14 protein-coding genes and 1 pseudogene are annotated in these 13319 nt (G+C 75.4%); 9 read left to right on the top strand and 6 right to left on the bottom strand.

Annotated features, from left to right (window positions below; all coding sequences use genetic code 11):
- Positions 1–97: 97 nt before the first annotated feature.
- The 4 genes from AB4039_RS31035 to AB4039_RS31020 are packed head-to-tail and all read right to left on the bottom strand — an operon-like array spanning position 98 to position 5082.
- Positions 98–1429, bottom strand: a complete 1332-nt coding sequence (locus AB4039_RS31035; protein WP_442272341.1) for an AAA domain-containing protein — start codon at positions 1427–1429, stop codon at positions 98–100.
- Entirely contained in the window at positions 1426–3009 is a 1584-nt protein-coding gene (locus AB4039_RS31030) for a hypothetical protein (protein ID WP_442272340.1), read from the bottom strand. The genes AB4039_RS31035 and AB4039_RS31030 overlap by 4 nt, the downstream gene beginning before the upstream one ends.
- A complete protein-coding gene (locus AB4039_RS31025; protein WP_266839192.1) occupies positions 2997–4187 on the bottom strand; it encodes a hypothetical protein in 1191 nt (396 codons plus the stop codon). Before AB4039_RS31025 ends, AB4039_RS31030 begins: the two co-directional genes overlap by 13 nt.
- Positions 4126–5082, bottom strand: a complete 957-nt coding sequence (locus AB4039_RS31020; protein WP_266839190.1) for a phosphatase PAP2 family protein — start codon at positions 5080–5082, stop codon at positions 4126–4128. Before AB4039_RS31020 ends, AB4039_RS31025 begins: the two co-directional genes overlap by 62 nt.
- Positions 5083–5200: 118 nt before the next feature.
- Here AB4039_RS31020 and AB4039_RS31015 point away from each other — a divergent pair, with 118 nt between their 5' ends.
- Entirely contained in the window at positions 5201–5797 is a 597-nt protein-coding gene (locus tag AB4039_RS31015) for a histidine phosphatase family protein (protein WP_266839188.1), read from the top strand.
- A 93-nt stretch (positions 5798–5890) separates the two neighbouring features.
- Here AB4039_RS31015 and AB4039_RS31010 read toward each other — a convergent pair whose 3' ends face one another.
- Positions 5891–7213 (bottom strand): tetratricopeptide repeat protein, encoded by a 1323-nt coding sequence (locus AB4039_RS31010; RefSeq protein ID WP_266839186.1) that lies wholly within the window; start codon positions 7211–7213, stop codon positions 5891–5893.
- Positions 7214–7476: 263 nt separating this feature from the next.
- On the opposite strand from AB4039_RS31010, the gene AB4039_RS31005 reads away from it, so the two are divergent.
- Positions 7477–7929 (top strand): hypothetical protein, encoded by a 453-nt coding sequence (locus tag AB4039_RS31005; protein WP_266839185.1) that lies wholly within the window; start codon positions 7477–7479, stop codon positions 7927–7929.
- Between the two features lie 34 nt (positions 7930–7963).
- On the top strand, positions 7964–8872 hold the full coding sequence (locus AB4039_RS31000; RefSeq protein ID WP_442272339.1) for a spermidine synthase: 909 nt from the start codon (positions 7964–7966) through the stop codon (positions 8870–8872).
- A gap of 96 nt (positions 8873–8968) precedes the next feature.
- Here AB4039_RS31000 and AB4039_RS30995 read toward each other — a convergent pair whose 3' ends face one another.
- Positions 8969–9184 (bottom strand): hypothetical protein, encoded by a 216-nt coding sequence (locus tag AB4039_RS30995; protein WP_442272338.1) that lies wholly within the window; start codon positions 9182–9184, stop codon positions 8969–8971.
- Position 9185: 1 nt separating this feature from the next.
- On the opposite strand from AB4039_RS30995, the gene AB4039_RS30990 reads away from it, so the two are divergent.
- From AB4039_RS30990 to AB4039_RS30965, 6 genes and pseudogenes are all read left to right on the top strand, one after another.
- Positions 9186–9434 (top strand): hypothetical protein, encoded by a 249-nt coding sequence (locus AB4039_RS30990; protein WP_442272337.1) that lies wholly within the window; start codon positions 9186–9188, stop codon positions 9432–9434.
- A gap of 178 nt (positions 9435–9612) precedes the next feature.
- Entirely contained in the window at positions 9613–10299 is a 687-nt protein-coding gene (locus tag AB4039_RS30985; RefSeq protein WP_266839181.1) for a response regulator transcription factor, read from the top strand.
- Between the two features lie 10 nt (positions 10300–10309).
- On the top strand, positions 10310–11695 hold the full coding sequence (locus tag AB4039_RS30980) for a sensor histidine kinase (RefSeq protein ID WP_266839179.1): 1386 nt from the start codon (positions 10310–10312) through the stop codon (positions 11693–11695).
- A gap of 291 nt (positions 11696–11986) precedes the next feature.
- Positions 11987–12649 (top strand): NAD(P)-binding domain-containing protein, encoded by a 663-nt coding sequence (locus AB4039_RS30975; RefSeq protein WP_266839177.1) that lies wholly within the window; start codon positions 11987–11989, stop codon positions 12647–12649.
- 110 nt (positions 12650–12759) lie between these two features.
- The gene (locus AB4039_RS30970) at positions 12760–13059 is read left to right on the top strand and encodes a DUF3303 family protein (protein WP_442272336.1); all 300 of its coding nucleotides are present in this window, start codon (positions 12760–12762) and stop codon (positions 13057–13059) included.
- 48 nt (positions 13060–13107) lie between these two features.
- Positions 13108–13319 (top strand): annotated as a pseudogene (locus AB4039_RS30965) (hypothetical protein); the annotation flags it as partial.

Below are 13319 nucleotides of genomic sequence, written 5' to 3'. Positions count from 1 at the left end.
TGTGCTGTGCACACCGAATTCTCGCCGCCGGGGCCCGCGGGGGAAAGCCGGAACCCCGCGATATGTCACGACCGGCCCCTGCCGCACCCGCCGCCCCTCAGGGCCGCCACCGCACCCGGTGTTCGGCGAGGTGGGCCAGGACCGAGTGGTTCGCCTCCCAGCCGTCCGGGAACTTCACCGTGACGCCCAGCTGGACCGGTTCCGTCGACGGGTGTTCGTCCAGGAGTTCCGCTATGCCCGCGCGGGCCACCACCACGCAGGCGTGCCGGTGGCGGGAGGCCAGGACGCACAGACGGCCCGTCTCCAGGTGGAAAGCCGTCGCGTCGGGGCGGCCCGACAGGGGGTGCAGGACCACCGTGAGGTCGTACTCGCGTCCTTGGAGCCGGTTCGCGGTGTCCACGGTGACCCCGGTGACGCCCAGCGAGGCCAGGGCCGTGCGGACCGCGGCGGCCTGGTCGCGGTGGGCGGTGCCCACGGCGATCCGGTCGGCCGTCAGCGGGGACGGCCGCGGGGACTGCTCGTCGGCGGTCACCGCGCCCCGGTCCAACGCCCGCCGGACCACCAGCGCCACCGCCCCCACCGCCTCCGGATCCGTGCGCGGGGTGTGCCGTGCGGGCAGCTCCAGCAGGCCCCAGCACGACGCGGCGGCCTCGTCCAGCACCCGGTCGGGTCCCGAACCGTCGCCCGCGACCCCGTACGAGAGCCGCCGCTCGCCCGGACCCGTACCGCTGCGGAACTGGCTGTACGGGTAGAAGGCGCGCGAGACCAGCGGTGCGGCCGTCGCCGGCAGCCGCCACGACACCGGGAGCCGGTGCTGCGGCAGCTGCGGGTTGTGCGCCAGCAGGGTGGACACCGCCGACGCCGAGGGGTCGTAGGACAGGCCCGCCCACTGCTCGGCGCCCACCACGCTGAACGGGTCCAACTGCCCCGGGTCGCCGACGAACAGCGCCCGGTCGAACAGCCCGGCCACGGCCAGCAGCGCGTCGGAGCGCATCTGGTAGGCCTCGTCGACGATCGCGTGCTCCCAGGGCTCAGCGTCCTTCACGTACGCCCACTTCGCGGCCGTCGAGATGGTCACCGGCAACTCCGCCAGGTCCCCGGGCTTGGCGGAGAGGGTGACGGACGGCAGCTCCCGCAGGGCGGGGTCGTACGCGTCACCGTCGCTGCTGTGCAGCCGGCCGACCTTCAGCTCCGGGTCCTTGGCGGCGAGCCGCAGCACCAGGTCGTCGACCTGCGCGTTGGTCTGCGCGACCACCATCAGGCGGCGTCCGGCCGCGGCCAGTTCGCGGGCGGCGCGCACCACGAGCGTCGACTTGCCCGCGCCGGGCGGGGAGTCCACCACCACGCCCCGCTCGGTGCCGTGCAGGGTGTCGCGCAGGATGGCGGCGGTCGCCTCGGCGGCGGCCGTGCCCGGGTCGAAGCCGGTCACAGGAGGTCCTCGTCGGTCACGGAGTCGGGCGGCGTCGGGGCGCTCAGGTGGGCCGGCGGCCCACCGTGCGTCCACGGGGTGTGCTCGGGATCGGGCAGTCTGGGCCCGCCCCGCGCGTCGTGCTCGAACAGCGTCCAGCACACCCGGTCGCCCTTCTCCGGCACCGAGCCCGCCACCGGCTCCCGGCCCGTGCCCATCTTGTCGAGCACGCGCAGCACCAGCTGTCCGTCCTCCTCGTGGCGCACGAACGCGAAGGCCTGCTGGCGCCCGTCGAGCGAGCGGAACACCTTCCCGCCGCCCTCGTCGGCCAGTTGGGGCCGGTCCTCGGTGGCCACCGTCACCAGCGGACGCGGGCGGGGCCGCTTGCCCTCCGTCCACTCCATCACCACGTCGGTGACCTCACCGGCGAAGGCCTCGCCCGCGAGCCGCCGGCCCGCCATGACCAGCGGGTCGTCCAGCGCCTCCTGGGCGTCGAGCCGGACCTGCTCGGTCTCGCGCGTGGCCAGCTTCTGGGCCGCGGTCACCGCGTCGTCGCGGCGCGGCTGCGGGGGCTCGCCCGCCCGGACGCGGTCCCGGTGGCCGGTGAAGGACCACCGGTCGCGGGTCCAGCGCTCCGTGGTGCGCTCGCCCGGCGGCAGGGCGCGCAGCAGGTCGAGCGCCTCCCAGGTCTGCCGCCAGGTGTGCGCCATCTGCGAGGTGACCAGCTCCCGGACCGCCCGCTCGGCTTCCGGTACCCGCTCCTGGGCGCCGGGCCCGTCCGCGGCCGCCGCCGCCCGGGCCGCGTCGAACCGGGTGATCGCCGGGGCGAGCAGCCCGTTGTCGAAGGCCGGGTCGGTGGCCGGGCCGGCCGGCGGGAACAGCAGCCGGCCGTGTCCGTCGCGGCCGAGCTCCACGTGCAGGGCCCACTCGGCCCCCGACGTGCCCTCGGGCGGAGCTATCCAGCCCAGCAGCGATCCGAGGTGCTGGTCCTCCAGGTTGCTCTGGCCGGTGGCCCAGTGCCGTCCCAGCAGCTCGGTGGCGCTGAGCAGCATCGAGGAGCCGGGGACGCGGGAGCGTTCGGCGAGGTGCGTGAACCAGCGGCCCAGCAGCGGCACGCGGGCGGGCGCCGGGTACGGGTTCTCCGGGTCCTCCTCGGCGGTGCGACGGAACCGCATCGAGCGGCCCAGCAGCCGGACGTACTCCACGCCGGCCCGGCTGGGCACGATGATCTGGGGGGCGTCCACGCACAGTTCGGCCTCGACCTTGGACTTCCGGCCGGTCTCCGGGTCGGTCTCGGTGCGCTCGGCCGGCTCCACGACGTCCGCGTACCCGTCGACGTACGGCATCACGCGCTCCGCCAGCCCGGCCAGGAACGTCCAGCGCAGGTTGCGGTCGCGCGGCTGCGGGACCACCAGGACCAGCGGGTCGTCCCGGTCGGTGCCCAGCATCGCGCCGAGCGGCGCCCCCGCCTCACCGGCGGTGGTCAGCGGTACGAGGACCAGCGGCCGCTCGCTCAGGTGGCGGTGCCGTACGGTCGCCAGCGGCCGGGCGCGGCCCTCGCGGACGGCCTCCAGCCGGGCCAGGGTGTTCAGCAGGGGCATGCGGGGCCTTCCGGGGCGGGGTGCGGGGGCCGGGCCGCGGCGAGCTCCAGCGCCTCCGCCCGCAGCCGGGCCGCCCGGCGCAGCGCGGCGGCGGTGGGGTCGTCCTCGGCTTCGGCGGCTCCGTCGGCGGGGGCCGGGGAGGCGGCCGCGGCGAGGGCGGCCCCGACGGTGGCGAGCCCGCCCAGCTCCCCCCGTACGGAGCGGCCCAGGGCGGCGGGGTCCCCGGCGGCGCGGGACCGCTCGCGGCAGTGGAAGGCCAGCTCGCAGGCGGCCAGGCACTCGGGGGCGTAGGCCGCGGCGACGGCGGAGACGGCCTCGGTGAGTTCCCCGGCGGGCCGGGCCGGGTCGAAGCTGAGGCCCGCCGGCAGGTCGGCGGCCAGTTCCTCGACCCGGGTCAGCCGCTCCATCTGGCGCAGGGTCACCGCCCGTTCGCGGCGCACGTCGACGGGCGCGGCGGTGGGCAGGTTGGAGAAGTCCTTGGGGCAGACGAGCAGCACCCGGTGGCCGACCTCGGCGCCGGGCACCTTCCCGGCGGTCCGCTCCAGGGCGAGCACGTAGACGGCGGCCTGCCGCGCGGCGGCGCCCACCTTCGCGGAGTCGGCGGCCCCGTCGATCATCGGGAACGACTTGATCTCCACCACGCTCCACCGGCCGCCGGGGTCCACCACGACCGCGTCGGGCTCCAGGTAGGCGGGGGTGCCGGCCACCTCCAGCGCCAGCATCGGATGGTCCAGCAGCGTCCACGCCCCCGCGGCGGTGGCCTCGCGCAGGGCCAGCGCCGTCCGGGCGGCGCGTCCCTCCGGTCCGGCGGCGGTCAGGTCGGGCACCCGGGCGTCCGGTCCGGGGGGCTCGGCGGCGCCGCCCAGGAGGGTGTGCGCGAGCCGCAGCAGTTCGGCCCCGCCGTCGGCCTTGACCTTGGCCTCGAAGGAGTTGCCGCGGACGATGGCGAACTGCGACTGGCCGAACGCGGCGGGCGTGCCCAGGGCCGCCGCGAGCGCACCCTTGTCGACCCCGGCGCCGTCGAGCAGGGCGCGTCTGCCGCATCCGGGGTTGGCCGCGAGCGCGGCCAGGGAGCGGGCGTCGAGGGGCCGGGGCGGCACGGCGGGGCCGCGCAGGTCAGCGAGGCGCTGCCGCAGTGTCGTCGTCTGCGCAGGAGCGGCGGGCGGGTAGGAGCTCACGGGCGGAAGTGTCCCATCCGCCACTGACAAGCGTGGACGTACCGTGAAAACCGGCCGGTTGTGCCTCCGGCGGAGCGACCGCGGCGCGGGCGGGCGCGGTGTTTTTCGTGCGGTGCAGGTCCTTCGCGCGGTGCGGGTCCCTCGCGCGGTCCGGTGCTGAGAAAGGTTCCTGCGCCCGGCGGGCGGCGAGACCGCGGGCGATCGCCAGGCCGGCGCCCAGCACGGCGGCCCCGGCGACGGCGTCGAGGAAGTAGTGGTTCGCCGTCCCCATCACCACGACCGCGGTGAGCGCGGGATAGGCCAGGCCCAGCGCCCGTACCAGCGGCCGCCGCGCGTACCGCCACACCAGGAGCCCGCACCACAGGGCCCATCCGACGTGCAGGCTCGGCATGGCCGCGTACTGGTTGGTCAGGGAACCGAGTCCGCGCGGGGCGCTCGCCTCGCCGCCCCACCAGCCGTAGGCGCTGTACCGGGCCATGGTGTCCGTGAACCCGTACGAGGCGTCGAGCAACCGGGGCGGGCAGGTGGGCAGCAGGGTGAAGCCGATCAGTCCGAGCAGGGTGGAGGCCACCAGCCAGGTGCGGGCGGTGCGGTAGTGCGCGGGCCGCCGGTGGTAGAGCCAGAGCAGCACGGCGGGGGTGACCAGGTAGTGCAGGGAGGCGTAGACGAAGTCGGCGGGTATGCCGAGCGCGCCGGTGTGCGAGAACAGCCGGTTGAGGGGTCTCTCGAAGTCGACGTGCAGGAGTTCCTCGGCGCGCAGGATCGCGAGCCCGTGGCCGACGGCGAGGTCCACGTCGCCCCGGGCGAGGAGCCGGCCGCCCGAGTAGGCGCCGTAGACGAGACCCAGGAGTAACAGTTCCGCCCACCAGCGCGTGGGCCAAGGCCGTTTGGTCATGAGGTGTATGACGCTCGTGGGGCGGGCGGAGTTGCCCCGTGTTCACGTCGTGGATGATGGACGGACGACGGAACCGCCGCATCCGGGGCGAACGCCCACGAACCGGGAGAATGAAGATATGGCCCCCCGCATCCTGCTGGCCCGCCACGGCCAGACGGCATGGTCCCGGCTCGGCAAGCACACGGGACGCACGGACGTGCCCCTGCTGGACGAGGGCAGGCAGGGGGCGAAGCTGCTGGGCGAGCGGCTCGCCCGCGAACCGTGGGCCTCGCTGCGCGGCCTGGAGGTGCGCACCAGCCCGCTCGTCCGCGCGAGCGAGAGCTGTGACCTGGCGGGCTTCGGGCTCCAGGCGGAGCCCTGGGACACCCTCATGGAGTGGGACTACGGGGACTACGAGGGCATGACCCCGGCCGAGATCCAGGCGGTCCGGCCGGGCTGGCTGATCTGGCGCGACGGGGTCCCCGGCGGCGAGTCCGTCGCCGACATCGCGGCGCGGGCGGACGAGGTCGTCGAGTGGGCCCGCTCGGCCGAGCGGGACGTCCTGGTCTTCGCCCACGGCCACGTCCTGCGCACCCTCGCCGCCCGCTGGCTCGGCTTCGAGGCCTCCTTCGGTGCCCGCATCCGCCTGGACCCCACCTCGCTCTCGGTCCTGGGCTGGGCCTACGGGGCCCCCGCGTTGGAGCGCTGGAACGACACGGGCCACCTCGACGGCTGACCGCGCCCCGGCCCCGCGTCCCGGCTCCGGGTCCGGCTCCGGGTCCGGCTCCGGGTCCGGCTCCGCCTCGTCCTCCCGGGGCCCCGCCGCCGGTCAGGCCTCGGCGTGACGGGTCAGGAAGGCGCCGACGCGCGGGGAGCGCTGGTGGGGGACCAGGGTGCGGGCCGTACCCGACAGCATCGAGCGGATCCGGGTCGACTGGACCTCGGAGAGCAGGTCCAGCACCCGCCCGCCCGCCCAGGCGGCCTCGTCGGGGGCGCCCGCCCGCGCCAGGTACTCGGCCAGTTCCGCCGTGTAGAGGGCGACGTTCCGCGCGAAGTGGGGGTCCTGGAGGTCGGCCGCCCGCCGGGCGTGCCGGGCCGCGCGGGCGTGCTCCCCGAGCGCCGCCCAGCAGCGGGACTCCAGCGATTCCAGCTCGGCCTCGCCGAAGAAGGACATCCACTCCGGGTCGGCGCCCGACTCGCCCCGCGCGAACTCCGTGTGCGCCCGCGCCAGCGCCTCCTCGCAGGCCCTGCGGTCCGCGAGCCCCGACCAGCCGCCGGCCTCGCGCAGGGCCAGCAGCGACAGCAGCCGGGGGGAGCCCAGCGAGCGGGCCGCGCGCCGGCCCGCCTGGGCGGCCCGTACCGACTCGCGGGGGCGCCCGCAGTCCCGGGCCAGGAAGGCCATGTTGCTGAAGGCGTGCGCCTCCAGGGCCGCGTCCCCCGACACCCGGGCGGTGGCCAGGGCCTCCGCGTAGTGCGAGCGGGCGTCCTCGAAGCGGCCCGAGTCGTGCGCCAGCCATCCCACCGAGACGGCCAGCTCCCCGGCCCCGGCGTGCAGCCGGTCCTCGGTGGACTGGCGGGTGGCCCCCGCGTCCAGCAGTGCGTAGGCGGTCCGCAGGGGCTCCGCCGCCCGCCGGTAGAGGGCGTCCGCCCCGTGCCGGTCGTCCAGCAGCCGGATCTGGCGTACGGCGTCCTCGACGGCGGCGGCCTCGGCCTCGCCCGCGCGGGAGGGGATCCGGCGGGTGTCGCCGAGCAGGGTGAGGCTGAGCGTCGCGGCCGCCACGGTCGCGGAGCCGCCCGCCATGAACGCGCGACGCAGCACGTCGCTCTCCTTGGAACGGTGGACGATGTGGGCGAAGACGGGAGGCGCGGGCAGGGCGCGCTGCGCGGAGCGGCCGCGCACCGCCTCGCGCGGGGAGAAACCGAAGTCGGCCAGGGTGCGGCCGGGGAACATGTGGAGGAAGACCCGCTCGTAGGCGTAGTTGGGGCAGCGGATCTCGCCGGATTCGACCCGGCCGATGTAACGGGCGTCGCAGGAAACCGTTTCGCCGATCTCCCGCGCGGCCCGGCGCACCAGGGCCGCGAACTCGGCGGGGGAGTGCTGCCCGCGCAGCCGCCGGAAAGAGGAGTTGGGTGAGTGGGGGGACGCCGCCATGGACGTGGCCTCTCTGGACAATCTCAGGTGATCCCGGTTGATCCCTGTCGATCTCGCCCCGGAGCCCGGCTCCGGCGCGCATGAACGTACCGCCGCCGAGGGTCCGTTCATGCGGTGTTTGGCTACAAAACGGATATCTCACCCGCGATCCGCCATGAACTGCCATCCTTTGCGGCGTCTTGCCGCCGCACCCGTTGACGTCCCCGTGCGTTGAACCCATGCGGATACGGATCGAGGAGGGGTTCCCCTTGGTGGAGGCCGGCATGGACAGCACTGGAACGAACACCGCGCACGAGCCCGGCGCGACTCCCCTGCTCCCGGTCACGGTTCCGGCCGCGGCCCCGGACCTGGTGACCGTGCCCACCCGGCAGGGCCTGGAAGCGGTGGACATCATCCGCCGCGGCGCCGGCCGCACCGCCCCCGGTACGGGCCCCTGCGCCCCCGGCGTCGGCCCGGTGCTCCACGACGGCTCCGGCGACACCCTCGGCTTCCTCGTCCCGCCCGGCACCGCCGACGCGTGGGACCTGCCCGGCAGCGCCTGTACGCAGACCAACGGGCGCGGCATGCGCTTCGGCGACGCCGTCTCGCCCACCTCCGGCGGCACCGGCTGGCTGCTGCCCCCCGACGCCGTGGGCCCGGTCACCGACCCCGAGGTGCTGCGCGCCGCGCTTGGCGAGGCGGCCCGGCTGATCGAGGCGGCCGACAACTGCCGCTGACGCCCCGGATGCCCTGACCAGCCATAATGGAGGGGTGGCAGGCAAGAGCAAGGGTGGCAGGAGCGGCGGCGCTCCCCGGGGCGGTACTTCCCGGGGCGGTGGCGGGGCGATCGCCGGGCCGGTGGCGGGGCAGGTGGCCGGCGGGCTGGCCGAGCTGGCCCCCGACCGGGAGCGCTCCCGTGCCTGGACCCTGCTGATCGACGGGGCACCGCAGTCCCACGTCGACCTCGACGACCCCGGTCACCTGGACTTCTCCTACCAGCGCCGGATCGGCCACCTCATCGACCTGGCCGCCCCCGCCCGCCAGCCCCTGAACGTGGTGCACCTGGGCGGCGGCGCCTTCACCCTGGCCCGCTACACCGCGGCCGCCCGCCCCCGCTCCACGCAGCAGGTGGTGGAGATCGACGGGGCCCTGGTGGCCTTCGTACGGGAACACCTGCCGCTGGACCCGCAGGCACGGATCCGCGTACGGGCCGTGGACGCGCGGGCGGGACTGGCGAAGGTGCCGGACGGCTGGGCGGACCTGGTCATCGCGGACGTGTTCAGCGGGGCCCGCACCCCGGCCCACCTGACCAGCGCCGAGTTCCTCGACGACGTACGACGGGCGCTGAAGCCCACCGGCTGGTACGTGGCCAACCTCGCGGACGGCCCGCCGCTGTCCCACCTGCGGGGCCAGGTCGCCACCGCCGCCTCCCGGTTCAGCGAGCTGGCACTCGCGGCGGACCCGGTGGTGTGGCGGGGGAAACGTTTCGGCAATGCGGTGCTCGTCGCCGCCGACCGGGAGCTTCCCGTGGCGGAGTTCACCCGGCGGGTGGCGAGCGACCCGCACCCCGGCCGGGTCGAGCACGGCCGGGCCCTGGCCGACTTCACCGGCGGGGCGGCCCCGGTCGCGGACGCCTCGGCCGTGGCCTCGCCGGAGCCCCCGCCGTCGGTGTTCCGCTAGGACGGGGCCGGGCCGGGGACGGTCCCGGTGGCTTCAGGGGCCCTGGTGGCCCTGGTGGCCCCAGTGGCCCCGGTGGCCTCAGAGGCCTCAGCGACCTCAGGGGTCGACGATCTCCACCGTCGGCGGGTGGTCGTGCCAGGTGCAGAACACCGACACCTCGCGCCCGTCGCGGGTGAAGGTGACCCGGATCCAGAAGTCCTGCTTCCACACCTGCATCCGCCAGCCCGCCTCCGGCGTCGCCGAGACCAGGCCGGCCGCGGAGGCGCCGAGGTCGAAGACCACCCGCCCGCCGGAGACCGAGTAGCCCTTCACCGTGCCGGAAGCGGAATCCCCCTCCTCCGTCTCGCGGTACGGGCGTTGCCCGGCCGGCGGCGCGGGCTTCGGCTTCGACGGCGCGGCCGACGGGGCGTCGGCCGAGGGTGACGCCGAGGCCGAGGCCGAGGCCGACGCGGAGGTGGAAACGGAGGAGGACGGGGAGGCCGTCGGCCCCTGCGTGGAGGACGACAGCGGTGGCCCGGTCAGGGGCTGCGTCGTCAACGGCACGGCGAGCGGGGGATCGTAGGCCGTACCGGACATGACCGTGTGCACGCCCCACCACGACAGGGTCACGGCGGCCGCGGTCGCCAGCACCCACGCCAGTGCGTGTACAAGTCCTCGTCGCATCAGGGCACATACTGCACCACCCGCCACAGAGGTGGCCCGGCACCTCCCGGGGCCCCCGAATGGACTACGGTGCCGCCATGGCAAGTGTGCTCGTGGTCGAGGACGACCAGTTCGTGCGTTCCGCCCTGATCCGGCACCTGACCGAGGCCTCCCACACCGTGCGGAGCGTCGGCACGGCCCTGGAGGCCCTGCGCGAAGTCGCCCACCACCGCTTCGACGTGGTCATCCTCGACCTCGGCCTGCCCGACCTCGACGGTTCCGAGGCGCTGAAGATGCTGCGCGGCATCACCGACGTGCCCGTCATCATCGCCACCGCCCGCGACGACGAGGCCGAGATCGTCCGGCTGCTCAACGACGGCGCCGACGACTACCTGACCAAACCGTTCTCCGTCGAGCACCTCTCCGCCCGGATGGCCGCCGTCCTGCGCCGCTCCCAGGCCGCCGCCGCCGAACCGCCCTCCCGCGTCCTGCGCGTCGGCGGACTCGCCATCGACCCGCTGCGCCGCCAGGCCGAACTCGACGGCTCCGTACTCGACCTCACCCGACGGGAGTTCGACCTGCTGGCCTTCCTCGCGGGCCGCCCCGGGGTGGTCGTGTCCCGGCGCGAGCTGCTCGCCGAGGTGTGGCAGCAGTCGTACGGGGACGACCAGACCATCGACGTGCACCTGTCCTGGCTGCGCCGCAAACTCGGCGAGACCGCCGCACGACCCCGCTACCTGCACACGCTGCGCGGGGTCGGGGTGAAGCTGGAGCCGCCGCAGTGAGCCGGTCCCGATGAGGTGGGCCCTGGTCAAGGTGTGCCTCGCGGTCACCACCATGGTGGTCCTGGCCTTCGCCGTACCCCTGGGACTGGTGGTGCGGGAGATGGCCAGCGACCGGGCCTTCTCCAACGCCGAGCGGCAGGCCGCCACCATGGGGCCGACCCTGTCCATCACCACCGACCCCGTCCAGCTGCGCAAGGCCGTCGAGTCCACACAGATGGGCGCCGCCCGCCGGATGGCCGTCCACGTCCCGGCCATCGGCGCCGCCGCCCCCGTCGACATCGGCGAAGGCTGGGCGGGCGCCCGCGCCGTGGCCGAGACCCGCAGTCTCGGCCGTGCGACCACCGCCCGGGTGGCCGGCGGGGGTTCCGCCCTGCTCCAGCCGACCGCCCTGGGCTCCGGCGACATCGCCGTCATCGAGATCCTGGTCCCGGAGAGCGAGGTCAGCAACGGCGTCACCACCGCCTGGCTGGTCCTCGCCGGGGTCGGGCTCGCGCTGGTCGTGGGCTCCGTCGCGGTCGCCGACCGGCTCGGCGCCCGCCTGGTGCGGCCCGCCGAACGGCTCGCGGACGCCGCCCACCAGCTGGGCGACGGACGGCTCGGGGCGCGGGTCCCCGAGGACGGGCCGAAGGAACTGCGCTCGGCGGCCGTCGCGTTCAACGCCATGGCCGACCAGGTCGTGGAACTCCTCGCCAACGAGCGGGAACTGGCCGCCGACCTCTCGCACCGGCTGCGCACCCCCCTGACGGTCCTCCGGCTCAACGCCGCCTCGCTCGGCGACGGCCCGGCCGCCGAACACACCCGGGCCGCCGTGGAGCAGCTGGAGCGGGAGGTCGACACGATCATCCGTACGGCCCGCGAACAGCGCCCCGCCACCCAGGCGGCCGGCTCGGCGGGCGCCGGCTGCGACGCCTCCGAGGTGATCCGCGACCGGATGGCCTTCTGGTCGGCGCTGGCCGAGGACGAGGGCCGCGAGGTCCGGCTGGCGGGCGTGGACCGTACCGTACGCATCCCCGTGGCCCGCCCGGAGCTCGCCGCGGCCCTCGACGCCCTGCTCGGCAACGTCTTCCGGCACACCCCCGAGGGCACCCCCTTCGCGGTGGACGTGCACGACGCCGGTGACGCCGTCATCGTCCTCGTCTCCGACGCCGGACCCGGCATCGCCGACCCGGACGCCGCCCTGCGGCGCGGCAACGACGGCCGCCGCGACGGCTCCACCGGCCTCGGCCTCGACATCGCCCGGCGGGTCGCGGAGTCCACCGGCGGTGACGTCCGGCTGGGGCGCTCCGTACTGGGCGGCACCGAGGTCCGGATCTGGATCGCCCTCGACGACCGGGCCCGGGGCGACGGCCGCGGTCCCGGCGTCCGGCGTGGCCGGCGCAAGCGGCGGGGCAACTGACCGACCCCGGGGGCGCGGCTCGCGGGAGGGAAGGGCGCAGGTCGGTACGGTCCGCCCTGGAGGGCGGTCTGCCGGCCTGGTCGCCGTGACGGCGGGGTCGTTCGCGGCGGGCCGGCAGACGATGCGGCACGCCCTGCCGGCGGACGGGGGCCACTTCGGCGGGGTGACCCCGGTCGGGTGGAATACCGTACGGGCCGGGCGAGTTGAGGCCGCCGGGTGCGCGGGTGCGTCCCCGGGCGGGTCCCGCCCGCTCGCCCCACGTGCTGAAGCCCTCGCCTGATTGGAAACCGCATGCGTTACGCAATCCTCGGCACCGGCGTCGTCGGCCGGACGGTCGCCGCCCGGCTCGACTCCCTGGGCCACGAGGTGGTCATCGGCACCCGCGACCCCGGGGCCACCCTGGCCCGCGCCGAGTACGCCGCCTGGCAGGAGGCGCATCCGAGGGTCTCCCTCGCGGACTTCCCCGAGGCCGCCCGGCAGGGCGACACGCTCGTCAACGCCACCGGCGGGAAGGTGAGCGTCGCCGCCCTGACGGAGGCCGACGCCGCGCACCTGGACGGCAAGATCCTGATCGACATCGCGAACCCGCTGGACTTCTCGAAGGGCTTCCCGCCGAGCCTGGACCCCGTCGACACCGACAGCCTGGGCGAGCTGATCCAGCGGACGTTCCCGCGGCTGCGGGTGGTCAAGACCCTGAACACCATGAACTGCGAGGTCATGGTCGACCCGGCCCGGGTGAAGGGCGACCACACCGTCTTCCTCTCCGGCGAGGACGCCGACGCGAAGAAGACCGTGCACGCCCTCCTCTCCTCCTTCGGGTGGCCGGACCGTTCGATCCTCGACCTCGGCGGCATCGAGACCGCCCGCGGGACCGAGATGCTCCTGCCGATCTGGCTCCGGCTGATGGGCGCCCTGGGGCACTCGGAGTTCAACTTCCACATCCAGGGAGCCTGAGCCGGCGCGCCCCCGTCCCGCCTGACGGGGAGGCCGCGCCCGGACGGGGGCGCAGATGTTGCCGGGCTCCCCGCCCGCCCGGAACGTGGGGGTGACGGAAGGAGTCACCCATGAGAGTCATGCTCAGGGCCCATCTGGACACGGCCGCCACCAGCGAGGGCATCAAGACCGGCGCGCTCCAGCAGACGATGAAGAAGCTGATGGAGGCGGTCAAGCCGGAGGCGGCGTACTTCGGGCTGCACGAGGGCGTGCGGTCCTGCTGGATGGTCTTCGACCTCCAGGACAGCTCGCGCCTGCCGGCGCTGTTCGACGACCTCTTCACGCAGTTCAACRCCGAGATCGAGGTCGGTCCGGTCATGAACGCCGAGGATCTGGCGAAGGGGCTGTCGGCGGTCGGGGCGGGGACTTAGGGGGATCGGAGGACGGCTCGCCGCCGACCGGCCCGCTGCCACCACGTCATGGTCGCGCCCGTCCGCCGCGCCGGGCCGATCGTTCCGGCGGCGCGGACGGCGGGGCCGGCCCCGCGACCACAGCCGTACGTGTACCAGCGCGCCCGCGCCCGCGGCCCGACCCGGGGAACGGTGAGCCCGGCCGCGACCGCGAGGCCCATCCGCGGCCGGCGCCAGCCCGTGGAGCACGGCGGCGACCAGGGCGGCCGGTACGGCGGCGT

Source organism: Streptomyces sp. M-16, assembly GCF_052114405.1.
Taxonomy (GTDB): Bacteria; Actinomycetota; Actinomycetes; order Streptomycetales; family Streptomycetaceae; genus Streptomyces.
This window is presented reverse-complemented; position numbering and strand designations above follow the sequence as displayed.